The 15,789-nt window shown below is 68.0% G+C and carries 14 protein-coding genes; 4 read left to right on the top strand and 10 right to left on the bottom strand.

Annotation, left to right across the window (positions count from 1 at the left end; translation table 11 throughout):
* Positions 1 to 2: 2 nt before the first annotated feature.
* From LPA46_RS15975 to LPA46_RS15940, 8 genes are all read right to left on the bottom strand, one after another.
* The gene (locus LPA46_RS15975; protein WP_230893348.1) at positions 3 to 992 is read right to left on the bottom strand and encodes an isocitrate/isopropylmalate family dehydrogenase; all 990 of its coding nucleotides are present in this window, start codon (positions 990 to 992) and stop codon (positions 3 to 5) included.
* On the bottom strand, positions 985 to 1,599 hold the full coding sequence (gene leuD / locus LPA46_RS15970; protein ID WP_230893347.1) for a 3-isopropylmalate dehydratase small subunit: 615 nt from the start codon (positions 1,597 to 1,599) through the stop codon (positions 985 to 987). The genes LPA46_RS15975 and leuD overlap by 8 nt, the downstream gene beginning before the upstream one ends.
* Entirely contained in the window at positions 1,596 to 3,020 is a 1,425-nt protein-coding gene (leuC, locus tag LPA46_RS15965; protein ID WP_230893346.1) for a 3-isopropylmalate dehydratase large subunit, read from the bottom strand. The genes leuD and leuC overlap by 4 nt, the downstream gene beginning before the upstream one ends.
* On the bottom strand, positions 3,013 to 3,249 hold the full coding sequence (locus LPA46_RS15960) for a hypothetical protein (protein WP_230893345.1): 237 nt from the start codon (positions 3,247 to 3,249) through the stop codon (positions 3,013 to 3,015). Before LPA46_RS15960 ends, leuC begins: the two co-directional genes overlap by 8 nt.
* On the bottom strand, positions 3,242 to 4,294 hold the full coding sequence (ilvC, locus tag LPA46_RS15955; RefSeq protein WP_230893344.1) for a ketol-acid reductoisomerase: 1,053 nt from the start codon (positions 4,292 to 4,294) through the stop codon (positions 3,242 to 3,244). Before ilvC ends, LPA46_RS15960 begins: the two co-directional genes overlap by 8 nt.
* Positions 4,291 to 4,920 carry an acetolactate synthase small subunit gene (gene ilvN, locus LPA46_RS15950; protein WP_230893343.1) on the bottom strand — a complete coding sequence of 210 codons (630 nt, stop codon included), beginning with the start codon at positions 4,918 to 4,920 and terminating at the stop codon, positions 4,291 to 4,293. The genes ilvC and ilvN overlap by 4 nt, the downstream gene beginning before the upstream one ends.
* Positions 4,917 to 6,695, bottom strand: a complete 1,779-nt coding sequence (gene ilvB, locus LPA46_RS15945) for a biosynthetic-type acetolactate synthase large subunit (protein WP_230893342.1) — start codon at positions 6,693 to 6,695, stop codon at positions 4,917 to 4,919. The genes ilvN and ilvB overlap by 4 nt, the downstream gene beginning before the upstream one ends.
* A 253-nt stretch (positions 6,696 to 6,948) precedes the next feature.
* The gene (locus LPA46_RS15940; RefSeq protein WP_230893341.1) at positions 6,949 to 8,148 is read right to left on the bottom strand and encodes a LeuA family protein; all 1,200 of its coding nucleotides are present in this window, start codon (positions 8,146 to 8,148) and stop codon (positions 6,949 to 6,951) included.
* Positions 8,149 to 8,535: 387 nt separating this feature from the next.
* Between LPA46_RS15940 and LPA46_RS15935 the strand changes: the two genes are divergently transcribed.
* Positions 8,536 to 9,282, top strand: a complete 747-nt coding sequence (locus LPA46_RS15935) for a hypothetical protein (protein ID WP_230893340.1) — start codon at positions 8,536 to 8,538, stop codon at positions 9,280 to 9,282.
* A 28-nt stretch (positions 9,283 to 9,310) separates the two neighbouring features.
* On the opposite strand, the gene LPA46_RS15930 is transcribed toward LPA46_RS15935, so the two are convergent.
* Positions 9,311 to 10,858, bottom strand: a complete 1,548-nt coding sequence (locus tag LPA46_RS15930; RefSeq protein WP_230893339.1) for a TrkH family potassium uptake protein — start codon at positions 10,856 to 10,858, stop codon at positions 9,311 to 9,313.
* 114 nt (positions 10,859 to 10,972) lie between these two features.
* A complete protein-coding gene (gene pdxS, locus LPA46_RS15925; protein WP_230889230.1) occupies positions 10,973 to 11,881 on the bottom strand; it encodes a pyridoxal 5'-phosphate synthase lyase subunit PdxS in 909 nt (302 codons plus the stop codon).
* 196 nt (positions 11,882 to 12,077) lie between these two features.
* On the opposite strand from pdxS, the gene LPA46_RS15920 reads away from it, so the two are divergent.
* Genes LPA46_RS15920 through LPA46_RS15910 form a run of 3 tightly spaced genes read left to right on the top strand, consistent with a single transcriptional unit; the run spans position 12,078 to position 15,714 of the window.
* Entirely contained in the window at positions 12,078 to 13,892 is a 1,815-nt protein-coding gene (locus LPA46_RS15920) for a formate/nitrite transporter family protein (protein ID WP_230893388.1), read from the top strand.
* A 52-nt stretch (positions 13,893 to 13,944) separates the two neighbouring features.
* Entirely contained in the window at positions 13,945 to 14,616 is a 672-nt protein-coding gene (locus tag LPA46_RS15915; protein WP_230893338.1) for a DUF1405 domain-containing protein, read from the top strand.
* A gap of 42 nt (positions 14,617 to 14,658) precedes the next feature.
* The gene (locus tag LPA46_RS15910; RefSeq protein ID WP_230893337.1) at positions 14,659 to 15,714 is read left to right on the top strand and encodes a hypothetical protein; all 1,056 of its coding nucleotides are present in this window, start codon (positions 14,659 to 14,661) and stop codon (positions 15,712 to 15,714) included.
* Positions 15,715 to 15,789 lie beyond the last annotated feature (75 nt).

Genomic DNA, 15,789 nt, shown 5'->3' with positions numbered 1-15,789 from the left:
CGCTACAGCCGGTCGCGAATCGCGTCGCCGACCTGTTCTGTCGTGGCGTCGCCGCCGAGGTCTGGTGTCCGCGGACCGTCCGCGAGCACGCCTTCGACGGCGTCGCGGACGCGCTGGCCGTCCTCCTCGTAGCCGAGGAACTCCAGCAGCATCGCCGCCGACAGCACGGTCGCGCCGGGGTTGGCGACGCCCTCGCCGGCGATGTCCGGTGCGGTGCCGTGGACGGGCTCGAACAGCCCGCGCTCCTCGCCGACGTTCGCCGAGGGCAGCAGGCCGAGGCCGCCGACGAGGCCGGCTGCGAGGTCCGAGAGCACGTCGCCCGCGAGGTTCGGACAGACGACCACGTCGTAGTCGTCGGGGTACAGCGGCAGCCGCGTCGCGAACGCGTCCATCAGCTCCTCGTCGGTCGCGACGCCCTGCTCATCGGCCACGGAGAGCACGCCGTCGCGGAAGCGGCTGTCCGTCTTCCGCATCACGTTCGCCTTGTGGACAACCGTGAAGCCGTCGGTGCCCTCGGGGCCGCGGCCCGCCTCGACGAAGTCGCAGGCGAACTCCGCGAGCCGCCGGGACGCCGACGACGTGACGACGCGCGTGAGCGTCGAGAGGTCGTCACTGAGGTCGTCCTCGTGGCCCGCGTAGACGCCCTCCGTGTTCTCCCGGAGGAACACCACGTCGGTCTCCGGGCGGAGCGCGTCGACTCCCGGGTACGCGCGGGCGGGGCGGATGTTGACGAACGACTCGACTGCCGAGCGCAGCGGCAGGATGACGTCCGCGGCGGTTTCGCCGGCCGCGCCGAACAGCGTCGCGTCCGCGGCTTCGACGGCCGCTCGCGTCTCCGCTGGGAGGGCGGTGCCGGTCTCTTCCTTCACCGCGTCGCCGGCGTCGGCGTGCACGAAGTCGAAGTCCCCGACTGCGTCGAGGACGTCCACGGCGACGGGGACGACTTCCTGCCCGATGCCGTCGCCGGGGATGACCGCAATCTCCTCAGACATCCGTGTAGGGGAGACTCTCGGCGGTTTCGCGCACGGTGTCGGCGTTCGCGCCCATCAGCGCGGTCGTGTCCCAGACGCCGTCAACAAGCGCGCGCCGCTGCGCGTCGTCGACCTCGGCGTCGATGGTCGTGTCGCCGTACCGGACTTCCTCGTTCACGACGTCGACCTCGACTTCCTCGTCGGGGTGCTCGTCGATGAAGTCCTGGAGGGCTTCGACGTCCTCCTGGGAGGCGGTGACAGTGGGGATGCCGAGCGCGAGGCAGTTCCCCGCGAAAATCTCGGCGAACGACTCGCCGACGATGGCGTCGATGCCCCACCGCATCAGCGCCTGCGGCGCGTGCTCGCGGGAGGAGCCACAGCCGAAGTTCGAATTCACCGTCAGGACGGACGCGCCCTGGAAGTGGTCCTCGTTGAACGGGTGCTCTTTGGGATTGTCGTCGTCGTCGAAGCGCACGTCGAAGAACGCGAACTCGCCGAGACCGTCGAACGTGACGACCTTCATGAACCGCGCGGGGATGATCTGGTCCGTGTCGATGTCGTTCCCGCGCACGGGGACGCCCGTGCCCGAAACCTGCTTCACGGTCTCCGCAGGTCCTTCGTCGCTCATGCGCGCACCTCCTCGAAACGCTCCAATTCACGCACGTCCGTGACCTCGCCGGTCACGGCGGCTGCGGCGACCATCGGCGGGCTCATCAGGACGGTGCGGCCGTCCTTCGAGCCCTGTCGGCCGACGAAGTTCCGGTTCGACGAGGACGCACACCGCTCGTCGCCGACCAGCTGGTCCTCGTTCATGCCCAGACACATCGAACAGCCGGCGCCGCGCCAATCGAAGCCGGCTTCCTCGAACACTTCGTCGAGGCCCTCGGCTTCGGCGGCGGCTTTGACGCGCTGGCTGCCCGGTACGACCATCGCGCGCACGGAGTCGTGGACCTCGTGGCCCTTCACGACCTCCGCAGCCTCGCGTAGGTCCGGCAGGCGCGCGTTCGTACAGCTCCCCAGGAACGCCACGTCGATGGGGTAGCCCGCCATCGTGTCGCCGGGCTCGACGTCCATGTGTTCCTGCGCGGCGCGTGCGCTGTCCTCCTTGTCCGCGGGCAGGTCCTCGGGCGCGGGAATCTCCTCGGAGATGCCGATGCCCTGCCCGGGCGTCGTCCCCCACGTGACCGTGGGTTCCAGGTCGTCGCCGTCGATTTCCACGACGTCGTCGTACTCGGCGTCCGCGTCGGAGGCGATGGACTCCCAGTAGCGTTTGAGTTCCTCGAACTCCTCGCCGTCGGGGACGCGGTCGCGGCCTTCCAGATACTCGTAGGTGGTCTCGTCGGGGTTGACGTAGCCCGCGCGAGCACCGCCCTCGATGGACATGTTACAGATGCTCATGCGGCCGGCCATGTCCATGTCGCGGATGGCTTCGCCGCCGTACTCGTAGACGTAGCCGACACCGCCGTCGGTGCCCAGCTTCCGGATGACCTGGAGGATGACGTCTTTCGGCGTCACGCCGTCGTCGAGTTCGCCGGTGACCTCGATGCGGCGGACCTTCTGTTTCTCCATGGCGACGCAGCCGGTCGCCAGCACGTCCCGAATCTGGGAGGTGCCGATGCCGAAGGCGAGCGCGCCGAACGCGCCGTGCGTCGCCGTGTGGGAGTCCCCACAGACGATGGTCATCCCGGGCTGTGTGAGTCCCTGCTCCGGGCCGACCACGTGCACGATGCCCTGTCGGCCGGTCGTCGGGTCGGCGAAGTCGATGTTCGCCGCGCGCACGTTCTCCTCCAATTCACTCATCATCTCCTCGGCCGCGTCGTCGCTGTACGGCCGCGACTGGTCCGCGGTCGGGACGATGTGGTCGACGGTGGCGTACGTGCGCTCGGGGTACGCGACGTCGAGGTCGCGCTCCTTGAGCATCCCGAACGCCTGCGGGCTCGTCACCTCGTGGATGAGGTGGAGGCCGACGAACAGCTGGGACTGTCCGGTCGGCAGTTCGGTCACTTCGTGTCGGTCCCAGACCTTGTCGTAGAGCGTGTTCTCACTCATCGCGTCCGTCCTCGTCCGCTACGGGTTCGCCGCCGCGCTCCCAGACGGGGTTGGCACCCTCGTCCTCGGCCGGCGGCGTCTGGTCGACGTCTTTCATCGTCTGCTCTTCGGTCGCCTCACGTTTACCTCCGTCTGCGGCGACCACGGGACCCCGTCGGAACACCGAGCCGACGCCCTCGGGTGCCTCGGGGTTGCGCTGGCTGACGTCCGCGAGCGTCTGCTCAGTCATCCGCGGACACCTCGGCCTGCTCGACGTCCGCGTCGTCGTCGGCCCACGCGAACAGGTCGCGGAGGCGCTCGCCGACTTCCTCGATTTCGTGGTTCTGCTCGGCCTGCCGGCGCTGGCGGTACGACGGCCGGCCCGCCTGGTTCTCCGCGATCCACTCGCGGGCGAACTCGCCGTTCTGGACTTCTTCGAGGGCTTCCTCCATGTTCTCGCGGACGTGCTCGTCGACGATTTCGTCGCCGCGCGTGAGGCCGCCGAACTCCGCGGTGTCGGAAACCGAATCCCACATCTCGGAGTTGCCGCCCTCGTACATCAGGTCGACGATGAGTTTGAGCTCGTTCAGGCACTCGAAGTACGCCATCTCGGGGCTGTAGCCGGCGTCCACGAGCGTCTCGTAGCCGGTCTTGACGAGGCTCGTGACGCCGCCACAGAGGACGGCCTGCTCGCCGAACAGGTCGGTCTCGGTCTCCTCGCGGAACGTCGTCTCGACGACGCCCGCGCGAGCGCAGCCGATGCCGTCGGCGTACGCCAGCGCCTCCTGCTGGGCGTCGCCCGTGGCGTTCTGGTAGACGGCGAGCAGCGCCGGGGTGCCCTGGCCGGCCTCGTAGTTCCGGCGCACGAGGTGACCCGGGGACTTCGGCGCAATCATCGTCACGTCCACGTCCTCCGGCGGCTCGACCTGGCCGTAGTGGATGTTGAACCCGTGCGCGAACTGGAGCGTGTCGCCGGCGTCCAGTTCCGGTTCGATGGTCTCGAACAGCGACGGCTGCACGGTGTCCGGGACAAGCACGGAGACGATGTCCGCCTCGCGTGCGGCCTGCTTCGGGGTCTCGACGCGCAGGCCGTCGGCTTTCGCCGCGGACCGCGAGGACGAGTCCTTGCGGAGGCCGACGATGACGTCGACCCCACTGTCGTCGAGGTTCTGGGCGTGCGCGTGGCCCTGGCTGCCGTATCCGAGTACGGCGACGGTCTTGTCGTCGACGTAGCGGCGGTCGACGTCCGATTCGTGGTACACTGGCTGCGTGAAGTCTGCGTCTTCTGCTGTCATTTGAGGTGATCTGGAACGACTGCTGTCTTGGTCTCGCCACGCGCCAGCGCCGTCTGCCCGGTCCGGGCAATCTCCCGGATACCGAACTGCCGGTAGGCGTCGATGGCGTCGTTTATCTTCTGTTCGTCGCCGGTCAACTCGACGGTAATCGTCCGCGGACCGGCGTCGAGGGTCTTCCCGTTGTACATCTCCGTGATGGCGTGGACCTCGTGGGGGCGGTCGGCGTCGACTTTCACCACCACGAGCTCGCGGGTCACCGCGTCGGTCTCGAGTTCGCGGACGTGGATGACCGGGACGACCTTCTCTAACTGTTTCTCGACCTGGTCGATGCCGGGGTCGGGCTCCTCGACGACGACCGTGATACGCGCCCAGTCGTCGTTCTGGGTGTCCGCGACGGTCAGCGACTCGATGTTGAACTGCCGCCGGCTGAACAGCCCGGAGACGCGCGCGAGCACGCCCGGCTCGTGTTCGACGAGCGCGGAGATGACGGTGCGCCGCGGCGGGTGCTCGGCCTCCGCTTCGGGGTCAATGCGGATGCCCTGCGAGCTCCGCCGTCCCTTCGGTCGACGGCGCTCCTCCGGGGCCGGCCCCGGCAGTCCCTCTCGTTCGGTGTTTTGTTCACTCATAGGTGCTCCTCCGAGAGCGCGAACTGGCCGTTGTCGCCGCCCGAGGGAACCATCGGGTAGACGTCCTCGGTCGGGTCGATGTAGACGTCGACCACGGCGGGACCGTCGGTGGCGAGCGCTTCCTCGATGACGTCGGGGGCGTCGTCGTAGCCCTCGATGCGGAAGCCGTCCGCACCGAACGCCTCCGCGAGCGTGTCGAACTTCGGCACCCACGGGTACTCCGAGGCCATGCGGCGGCCCTCGAAGAACGCGTCCTGCCACTGGCGGACCATCCCGATGGCCTCGTTGTTCAGGATGAAGACGGTGATGTCCATCTGCTCGCGCACCGCGACGACCAGTTCCTGACACGTCATCAGGAACGAGCCGTCGCCGTCGAAGCAGACGACGGACTGGTCGTCGTCGGCGGCGACGCGCGCGCCGATGGCCGACGGCAGCCCGTACCCCATCGCGCCGAGGCCGTGGGAGGACACCCACGTCCGCGGCTCCGTGTACGTCCAGAACTGGCAGGCCCACATCTGGTGTTGGCCGACGCCGGTCGTGACGACGGTGTCGCCGGCGGTCGCCTCGTCGACGGCCTCGACGACGTACTGGGGTTTCAGCGGCTCGTCCTCGGGTGCCGCGTAGTCGAGTCGGTACTCCTGTTGCCACTCGCGGCACTGCTCGGCCCACTCGCTGGTCTCGGGCGAACCTGGCATCGCCTCGTCCAACTGGTCGAGGACGGTGCCGGCGTCGCCGATTAGCGGGTGGTCGGCTTCGATGTTCTTCGAAATCTCTGCGGGGTCGATGTCGACGTGGACGACTTCGGCGTCCGGCGCGAACGAGTCGACGCCGCCCGTGAGGCGGTCGTCGAAGCGCGTCCCGATTGCCAGCAGGCAGTCGGTCAGCGTGATTGCCATGTTCGCGTAGCCGGTGCCGTGCATCCCCGCCATCTCCATGGCGAGGTCGTGGTCCTCGGGGAACGCGCCGATGCCCGGCATCGTCGTCACGACCGGAATCTCGTGCTCGGTCGCGAACGCGTACAGCTCCTCGGTGGCGTCACCTTTGACGACGCCGCCGCCCGCCAGAATCACGGGCTCGTCGGCGTCCACGATGGTCTGCGCGGCGGCCGCGACGTTCTCGTCGTCGGCGTGCGTCTGCACGTCGACGGTGCCCGGAACGGAGGGCTCGACGGGGTCGACGTTGGTCTCGCCGGTCGTGACGTCCTTCGGCAGGTCGACGACCGTCGGCCCCTGTCGGCCGTGGTTCGCGAGCGCGAACGCCGTGCTCACGTCCTCGCCGACGCTGTCGGGGCTGGACGCGAAGTAGTTCGACTTCGTGATGGGCGTCGTGACACCGACCGTGTCCGTCTCCTGGAACGCGTCGTTCCCGACGAGCTCCGTGGGGACCTGGCCGGTGAGCGCGACGACGGGTTCGGAGTCCATGTCCGCGTCAGCGAGCCCGGTCACGAGGTTCGTCGCGCCCGGCCCGGACGTCGCCATACAGATGCCGGGGTCACCGGTGACGGCGCCGTAGGCGTCGGCCGCGTGCGCGGCGCCCTGCTCGTGCGCCATCGTGACGTGGTCAAGGTCGGAGTCGTAGAGCGCGTCGTAGACGGGCATGATGGCACCGCCCTGCACGCCGAACACCGTCTCGACGCCCGCCGTCTCCAGCGACGCGATGACGGACTCCGCGCCCGTCTGCGCCGTGGATTCGGTCGGCTCTCCGTCCTCGGCCGGCTCGTCGGCGGTCGCGTCGTCGGCGTCGTCGGGTTCGGTCACTGCGCCGTGGTCTGTCATCGATACCCCTCCCGCGGTGTCGCGTTCTGTGTGGACTGTGTCATGGCGGATGCTGCGGTGGCTGTCGGTTGTCGGTGAATCGGGTCGGTTCGTGGAGAAGTGGTGGTAGGGGAGCTTACGCCCCTACGATACCGACGAGAGCACCGCTGCCCGCGAGAAGACCCGCCTGTGTAGCGTCGGGCAGCATCGTAGCCCGACAGTCGGGCTCGACGAATAAAGCCGTTGCTGGGGGCGCAATACCTGCCGGACGGCATTACGCCGTCACCTCCTCCGTGGCGCGTTCGATACCGACCTCACCCGCGAACGCGCGGAGGACAGCGTCGGTGACGACTTCGTCATCGCCAGCGTGGGCTTTCACCTTCTTCGTGACCTCGCGTACCTCCTCGTCGGTCGGGTCGTACCCGGCGTCTTCGAGGTGGTCGCGGACGGCGTGTGTGCCCGTGTGCTTCCCGAGCACGACTTCGCGCTCGGCCCCCACCATCTCGGGGGTCATCACACCCGGCTCGAACGTCTCGCTGTTCTCGATGACGCCAGCGGCGTGGATGCCCGACTCGTGGGCGAACGCGTGTGCGCCGACCACGGGCTTGTTCACCGGGACCGGGACCGATGACCGCTCGGAGACCAGCTTCGAGAGCTCCGTGATAGCGGTCGTGTCGATGCCGGTGTCCGCCCCGTAGAGGCTCTCGGCGGCCATCACGACCTCCTCGAAGGCGGCGTTGCCGGCGCGCTCCCCGATGCCGTTGACCGACACCTGCATCTGGTCGGCGCCGTACTCCACGCCCGTCAGGGCGTTCGCGGTGGCCAGCCCGAAGTCGTCGTGCGTGTGCACGTCGATGCGTGCGTCGGTGTGCTGGCCGACGTACTCGACGAGCTCGCCGAACCGCTTGGGCGTCCCGACGCCGCAGGTGTCCGGGATGTTGATCCAGTCGACGCCGACGTCGTCGACCGCTTCGACGATTTCGGCGAGGAACTGGGGGTCCGTGCGCGTGGCGTCCATCGGCGAGAACATCACTTCGACGTCGGCCGCGGCGGCCTGCTCGACGGCCGCGACCGAGCGTGCGACGACGTCCTCGCGTGTGCTATGCATCGAGTCTTCGATTTGCACGTCGCTCGTGGACGCGAAGACGTGGATCATGTCCACGCCCGCATCCACGGCTGCTTCGACGTCGGACTCCACGACGCGGGCCAGCCCGCACGTGGTAGCCTCTGTCGAAGCCGCGATGTCGGCGACCGCCTCGGCCTCCTGCTCGCTGTTGGCCGGGAACCCGGCCTCGATGACGTCGACGTTCGCGTTGTCGAGCGCGGCCGCTATGGCGCGCTTGTCGTCGTAGCTGAATGAGGTCCGTGGCGTCTGCTCGCCGTCACGCAGCGTGGTGTCGAAGATTCGTACCGTCTCGAATTCGTTACGCTGGGCTAACGTGCCCTGGAAGAACTCGTTCCCCCGGACTTGCACCGGGCGCCTCGTTGTGAGACATCGTACCACTCTCGCGGGGCCCCGACTATTTACGTGTTTCCCCCTGACAGAAACTTGCCCGCGACGATTCTGCATCATCGTTCAGTTGGAACAGCGAGAATCGCAAGACAGCAGTACGTCAAATCGGATATAAGGAACCTATTTCACTACATACGCCTGAATGTCCGAACGTCCGACTCGTTCCCCGATTCGGGGGTAAAAATCGGACATTCGTGGAGGGCGCGCGACGAGCGCGCGCTCACCACACCCCGTCGCGGCCTGCGTAACGATTATGATACGCGATTGAAACGTGGTCGGTGTGCGACACCGACAGGCTACACCCAGAACGCATCGACTCCAGACGCGGGACTCCCCCGCGGTGGTCGAATGAGCATCCGCGGCACCATCCGCGGGCTCGCCGAGCGCGCGAACCCAGCGTTCGCCGTCGCCGTCGTCGGCCTCCCCCTGCTCGCGCTCGTCTACGCGACGACGTTCGCGAACGTCGTCCACCACACGTACGTCCACGTCATGGCTGGCGTCCTCTGGACCGGCATCGACGTCTTCATCGCGCTCGTACTCGGCCCCGTCCTCGGCGGCCTCGACGTCGAACAGCGCGCAAACGTCTTCCAGCGACTCACCCCGAAGACGTCGTTCCTCCTGCCGTCGCTGTCGGCCGTCACTATCGCCGGCGGCATTACGCTCGCGCTCCGCATCCCTGCCATCTTCTCACACGCCTACGTCTGGCTCGCCATCTTCACGTTCGTCGCGCTCGTCCCGACGCTGCTGCTCGTCGGCTGGCAGTTCGACGCGTTCGACGACTGGCGCTGGCAGGCGTGGTTCGGCGTCGTCCTCGTCGGCTCCCTCGCGTTCCTCGCTACTACCGTCCCGGACTTCGGGTGGACCGAACCCGTCTTCGTCGTCGCGCTCGCCATCGTCGCCGTCCTCAACGTGCTCGGGTTCGGCGTGCTGATGCCCGGCGAGGTCCGGATGTACCAGCAGATGACCTCCGAGAACCCCGACACCCAGGTCATCGCCGACATCGGCATGCGAAACGCCAAACTCGGCGGCATCCAGGGCGTCTTCCAGTTGGCCGTCGTCGCCACGATGGTGTACATCCGCTACGGCGGCTTCTGACTCGAAGCACCGTCCACTGGCCCGCGCGTCAGCGCTGCCAGAACGACGGCGTGAACACGACCAGCACCGACAGCACTTCGAGGCGGCCAATCCACATCAGGAAGACCATGTAGAGCTTCCCCAGGTCCGAGAACAGCCGGAAGCTCTCCATCGGGCCGACGACACCGAAGCCCGGGCCGACGTTCCCCAGCGTGGCGATGGCGACGCTCATCGCGTCGAGGCCGGACAGCGTCACGTCCGGCGTGCGGAAGCTGTCGAGGTAGAGCAGTATCGTCGAGCCCGCGAACAGCCCGAAGAACAACAGCACGAACGCGAAGACGTCCCGAATCGTCTCCTCGTCGACGACCTCCTGCTCCAGCCGTATCGCCCGCACCGCCTCGGGGTGGACGGCCGTGAACAGCGACCGGCCGATGGCGCGCTTGACGAGCACCCAGCGCACGATTTTGATGGAGCCGGCGGCCGAACCCGCCGAGCCGCCGAGGAAGTACGCGAACAGCAGTATCGTCTGCGCTGAGGCGTCCCAGTTGTTGACGTCCATGCTCGCGTACCCGGTCGTCGTCACGATGGCGACGACCTGGAACACCCCCTGTCGGAGCGCGTTCTCCACGTTCCCCGAGATGGCGCCCACGTTCGTCGGCGTCTCCGCGATGCCGACGCCCGCGAAGAGGACGCCCGAGACCACCGCACCGAAGCCGGCGACGGCGAGCAGGTACGACCGGAACTCCGTGTTGTCGACGAGTCGGCGGGGCTCGCCCTTGAGCACGTACCAGAACAGCGCGAAGTTCGTCCCGGCGACGAGCATGAACGGCACGAACGCCCACTGGACGACGGGTGCGAACGCCTCGACGCTCCGGCCCTCCGGCGAGAATCCCCCGGTCGGGAGCGTCGTGAGCGCGTGCGCGACCGCGTTGTAGAGGTCCATGTTCGGCGCGACGCCGACCACGTTGAGCGCGTAGTATACCACCGCTGCCAGCACCGTGAATCCGACGTAGACGGCCCACAGCGCGCGTGCCGTCTCCTGAATTCGGGGCGTCAGCTTCTCCAGCGCGAGCCCCGGCGCCTCCTGGTTAATGACCTGCGCGCCGCCGACGGACAGCTTCGGCAGGATGGCGACCATCAACACGAGGATGCCCATGCCGCCGAGCCACTGGGTGAGTTGGCGCCACATCAACATCGCGTGGCCGTGGCGCTCGACGGAAATCTCGCCGAGGACGGTCGCACCCGTCGTCGTGAACCCGCTCATGCTCTCGAAGAGGGCGTTGACGGGGCCCGCGATGGTGCCCGTCCCGGCGACGAGGTACGGGACCGTCCCGACCAGCGGGACGACCAGCCAGGAGAGGCTCACGAGGAGGAACGCCTCCCGGTTCCCGAGTTCCTCGTCGGTGCGTAGTCGTTCCAGCAGCGCGCCGACGCCGACCATGACGGCCGCCCCGACGGCGAACGGGACCGGGTCCTCCCCGTAGTAGAGCGCCAGAACGAGCGGGAACAGCGGCGTCACGCCGATGTACTTGAGGACAGTCCCGACGTAGGCGACGCTCACTCGGTAGTCGACGTACGTGCTCGGCATGCGGACCATCGAACGTCCACCACAACCGACTGGGGACGGATGGCCGTTTCGGCACGGCTCCGCGGCTTACTACAGTCAGTCGCCGAACGAAGAAACCGAACCGCGGCCCTCAGCAGTGCGCCGTCAGTTCCCGCGGCCCTGCAGCTTCTCCTCTTCGGGGAGGTCGACGTTCGCCTCGCCCTTCATGCCGGACCCGATGTTCGCCGAAATCTCGGCGAGGCGCTGGGGGTCGTCCCAGTTGTTCACGGCGTCGACGATGGCGCGGCCCATCGACTCGGGGTCCTCTGCGCCGAAGATGCCCGAACCCACGAAGATGCCGTCGCACTCGTGGTGCATCATCAGTGCGGCGTCGGCGGGCGTCGCGATGCCGCCCGCCGCGAAATTCACGACCGGGAGTCGCCCCATCTCGGCGGTCTCGTGGACGAGCTCCGCGGGCGCCTCGATGTCGCGGGCGTAGTGCTCGCGCTCCTCGTAGGTCATCCCTTCGAGCTCGCGGATGGCGCTCTTGATGGTGCGCTGGTGGTGGACGGCCTGGTTCACGTCGCCCGTGCCGGCCTCGCCCTTCGTGCGAATCATCGCCGCGCCCTCGTCGATGCGTCGGAGCGCCTCGCCGAGGTTGCGCGCGCCACAGACGAACGGCGACGTGAATTCGCGCTTGTCGATGTGGTACTTGTCGTCGGCGGGCGTCAGCACTTCCGACTCGTCGATCATGTCCACGCCGACGGCCTCCAGAATCTCGGCTTCCTTCGTGTGGCCGATGCGGGACTTCCCCATCACCGGAATGGAGACCGCGTCGATAATCTCCTGCACGTCGGCGGGGTCGGCCATCCGCGCGACGCCGCCGCGTTTGCGGATGTCCGCCGGCACCGCTTCCAGGGACATCACGGCGACCGCGCCGGCTTCCTCGGCAATCTTCGCCTGCTCGGCGTTCACCACGTCCATGATGACGCCGCCCTTCTGCATCTTCGCGAACCCGCGTTTCACGAGGTCGCTGCCGCGCCGCAAGTCCTCCAGGTCGGTCTCGGTAGCCATACGAGGGTGTTGCGTGCGCCGCCGCTTAATTGGGTTGGTTGCGGAACGCCCGCTGTGGCGGCGGCCACCGGGTACTGTGATGGCAAACGATTAGGGCGACCCCGCCGACGCACCGGTAATGGCTGACGGAGACGATTCGGACGCGCCACCCACGCCCGACTCCCAGCATCCGCCCGAGGGGGACACGGACGTGGACTTGGCGTCGCCGGACGCACCCGACCCCGAGGAGTCGGTCCGCGAGGCAATCGAGCGTTCGCGCAGCGGCGCGCCCGCAGTCGGCTCGGTCGTCCGCGACCGCTTCACGTCGAACGAAATCTTCCAGCGCATCATCGCGGCCGCCGACGAGGAGATTACCTCGGGCAGCCGCGAACTGTTCTTCAGCGCGCTCGCGGCCGGCTTCGCGATTACGATTACGTTCATGCTGTACGTCTCGCTGACCGCGACGACGGGCGGCGACCCCATCCTGAGCGCGCTGCTGTACCCGCTGGGCTTCATCTACATCATCATCGGCGGCTACCAGCTCTACACCGAGAACACGCTCCCACCGGTCGCGCTGACCTTGGAGCGCCTCGCCAGCATCCCCGCGCTGTTGCGCAACTGGTCGGTCGTGCTCGCGGGGAACTTCCTCGGCGGCGCGCTCGGCGCGGCCGCGCTCGCGTTCGGCGGCGTCATCTCCCCGGAGGCCGCCGAAGTCGCGGTGTACCTCGGCGAGAAGGGCGTCTCGACGCCGTGGTGGAGCCTCTTCTCGAAGGCCGCATTCGCTGGCCTCGTCGTCGCCGGCGTCGTCTGGGTGGAGTACGCCGCCCGCGACACTATCTCCCGGATGGTCGTCGTCTACATCGCGTTCCTCGCGATTCCGCTCGGCGGCCTCTACCACTCCGTCGTCTCGTTCACGGAGATGATGTACCTCGTCTTCCAGGGGTCGCTGTCGATGACGACCGGCCTCTGGGAATTCGTGCTCCCCGTGTTGCTCGGGAACACCATCGGCGGCGTCGTGCTCGTCACCGTCGTCAACTACTTCCAGACGACCGAACACCGACTCGCGTCCGCGCGCTTCGAGGGCTCCGACCGTCAGCTCTCCATCCGCGAGTGGGTGTTCGGCGGTCTCGTCGGCCGGTCGTACGTGCCCCTCATCGACCACACGAGCGAGGAGGCACTCGCGGAAGCCGACGAGTACCGCATCGTCGTCCCGATATCGAACCCCCGCACGGAGACCAACCTCGTGGACCTCGCGTACACGCTCGCCAGCCGGAAGCCCGGCGCGAGCGTCCACATCGTTCACATTGTCCAGATGCCCGACCGCACGCCGCGCGGCTACCGAGTCGACCAGCACGAGCGCATCGTCGAGGACTCCGACGAGCTGATGGCCGACCTCCGCGAGCGCGCGGCGGGCTACGACGTCCCTTGCGAGACGTCGACGGTGGTCTCGCATCGCTCGTTCGAGGAACTGTTCGACGTCGCGAAGCGCAAGCGCGCCGACCTCATGGTGATGGGGTGGGGCGACGACCGCCTCTGGTCGAACGGCCGCGCAGAGCGCCCGCTTGACGAACTCACGAACCGGCTGCCGTCGGACGTACTCGTGTTCAGGGACCGCGGGCTCGACGCCTCCCGCATCCTGCTCCCGGTCGCGGACAACCCCCACGCCGACCTGAACGCGGAGGTCGCGCGCATCCTCCGGCAGACCGCCGGCTCGGAGGTCACGCTCCTCCGGGTCGTCGACAGCCCCGACGACCACGAGGCCGGCGAACAGTTCCTCGCCGACTGGGCGGCCGAACACGGCCTCGAAGACGCGACGTTCCGCGTCGACGACTCCGGCAACGTCGAGACCGCCATCGCCAACGAGTGCGGCGACCACACCCTCCTTCTGATTGGCGCGACCTCCCAGGGCTTGCTCGCGCGCCTCGCCCAGAACGCGCTCCACTACGACATCGTCCAGGATATCGACACGTCGATGATTCTCGCGGAGCGCGCGACCGACCGCAGCATCCTCGAGCGGCTGTTCGGCCGGTAGCCGGATTCGGTTTCCGTCAAGTCTATGCGGCGGTCCCGCGACGCTCTCGGATATGTCGCTGCCGTCCCGGTCGGACCTCCCGTGGTATCTCGCGCCGCTGCCCGACTGGCTGGAGGACCTCGCGCTCCGATTGGCGTGGGTCATCGTCGCCATTAACCTCGCGGGCACCGCGTTCGGGTTCTGGTACTACCGCGTGCAGTTCGAAGCCACGCCAATGCTGGCGTGGCCGGTCGTCCCGGACAGCCCCGTCGCGACGCTGTTTATCGGGCTGTCCTTGGCCGCGTACAAGCTCGATGTCGACGCCGACTGGCTGCACGCGCTGGCCTTCTTCGGCTGCATCAAACTCGGGCTGTGGACGCCGTTCGTCCAGCTCGTCGTGAACGGCCAGGGCGATCTCTGGTGGGTTATGTACTGGTTCCTCGTCCTCAGCCACCTCGGGATGGCCGTCGAGGCGTTCGTGATTCACCGCTACGCCAAGTTCTCCGTGGGTGCGGTCGCCGTCGCCGCGGCGTGGTACGGCTTCAACGACGTCGTGGACTACTTCGTCAGCGTGGCGGGCGGCCCGCACCACACGCTCCTGCGCGCGGAAGTCGTCGCGGGCGTCGGCCACTCGATTCCCGCCCACGACCTCGCCGCGGCCGCTGCGGTCGCGCTCACGCTCCTCGCGACGTTCCTCGCGCTCGCCACGCGCGTGAAGACGCTCGAATCCCGGCTCGCGGACTGAGTTCCTGCTGGCTTTTTCCCGCCTGCCGTCGTCCGTCCAGCCATGTACGACACGATTGCCGACCTCCCGCTGACAGTCGAGGCCGTCACCCTCGACCGCGTGGAACGCGAGACGCCTGCGTTCACGCGTGCCACCACGGTCGTCTCGCTCTCGGGCGCCGGCGAGACGGGGCGTGGCGAGGACGTCACCTACGAAGCCGTCCACCACGACGCACTCCAGGAACACGAGACGGAAACACCCGAGGGTGAAGCGTTCGACCTCGCGGGCGAGTACACGCTCGCAGAGTTCTCCACAGTCCTCGACGAGACCGACCTCTGGCCCGTCGACGACCCGGCGCGCGAGGCCTTCCAGCAGTACCGCCGCTGGGGGTTCGAGGCCGCCGCGCTCGACCTCGCGCTCCGGCAAGCGGGAGAGACGCTCGCCGACCGCCTCGACCGGACGCTCGACCCCGTGCGCTTCGTTGTCAGTAGCCGGCTCCCCGAGGGCGATACCTCGCGCGTTGAGACCTTACTGTCGCGCTACCCGGACGCCGAATTCAAACTCGACCCGACGACTGACTGGCCCGACGAGACGTTCGACTACCTCGCCGACACCGCCGCCGTCCGCGTGCTCGACCTGAAGGGCCACTACGAGGGCACCGACGTCGACCAGGCCCCGGACCCCGGCCTCTACGAGCGCGTCTTCGAGACGTTCCCCGACGCCACCGTCGAGGACCCCGCGGTCACGGACGCCACGCGCGACGTCGTCGCCGACCACGCCGACCGCGTCGCGTGGGACGCTCCGATTCACGGCCTCGACGACGTGCTCGACACGCCGTTCGACGTGCGCTGGCTGAACGTCAAACCGTCCCGGTTCGGCACGCTCGAATCCCTCTTCGAGACGCTCGACTGGGCGTTCGAGCACGACGTCGCGCTCTACGGCGGCGGCCAGTTCGAACTCTCGGTCGGTCGCGGCCAGATTCAGGAACTCGCCGGCCTCTTCTACCCCGCCGGCCCGAACGACGTCGCGCCCGGTTCCTACAACGACCCCGAACTCCCCGAAGAACCGCCGAAGAGCCCGATTTCGCCGCCCGAGGACCACATTGGATTCGGACTGTAGCAGCCCGAGCAACCGGCCCCTGGTGGATTGAAAGGGCGAGGCGCGCTCGCGTTCGCGTGGTCGTCTCGCGACGCA

The sequence above is a fragment of the Halobacterium sp. KA-6 genome (assembly GCF_021029015.1).
In the GTDB taxonomy this organism is placed as follows: Archaea; Halobacteriota; Halobacteria; order Halobacteriales; family Halobacteriaceae; genus Halobacterium.
This window is presented reverse-complemented; position numbering and strand designations above follow the sequence as displayed.

Coding starts and splice junctions, on each gene's coding strand:
- LPA46_RS15975 (WP_230893348.1), bottom strand. CDS start 992: ATGTCTGAGGAGATTGCGGTCATCCCCGGCGACGGCATCGGGCAGGAA.
- leuD (WP_230893347.1), bottom strand. CDS start 1,599: ATGAGCGACGAAGGACCTGCGGAGACCGTGAAGCAGGTTTCGGGCACG.
- leuC (WP_230893346.1), bottom strand. CDS start 3,020: ATGAGTGAGAACACGCTCTACGACAAGGTCTGGGACCGACACGAAGTG.
- LPA46_RS15960 (WP_230893345.1), bottom strand. CDS start 3,249: ATGACTGAGCAGACGCTCGCGGACGTCAGCCAGCGCAACCCCGAGGCA.
- ilvC (WP_230893344.1), bottom strand. CDS start 4,294: ATGACAGCAGAAGACGCAGACTTCACGCAGCCAGTGTACCACGAATCG.
- ilvN (WP_230893343.1), bottom strand. CDS start 4,920: ATGAGTGAACAAAACACCGAACGAGAGGGACTGCCGGGGCCGGCCCCG.
- ilvB (WP_230893342.1), bottom strand. CDS start 6,695: ATGACAGACCACGGCGCAGTGACCGAACCCGACGACGCCGACGACGCG.
- LPA46_RS15935 (WP_230893340.1), top strand. CDS start 8,536: ATGAGCATCCGCGGCACCATCCGCGGGCTCGCCGAGCGCGCGAACCCA.
- LPA46_RS15930 (WP_230893339.1), bottom strand. CDS start 10,858: ATGGTCCGCATGCCGAGCACGTACGTCGACTACCGAGTGAGCGTCGCC.
- pdxS (WP_230889230.1), bottom strand. CDS start 11,881: ATGGCTACCGAGACCGACCTGGAGGACTTGCGGCGCGGCAGCGACCTC.
- LPA46_RS15915 (WP_230893338.1), top strand. CDS start 13,945: ATGTCGCTGCCGTCCCGGTCGGACCTCCCGTGGTATCTCGCGCCGCTG.
- LPA46_RS15910 (WP_230893337.1), top strand. CDS start 14,659: ATGTACGACACGATTGCCGACCTCCCGCTGACAGTCGAGGCCGTCACC.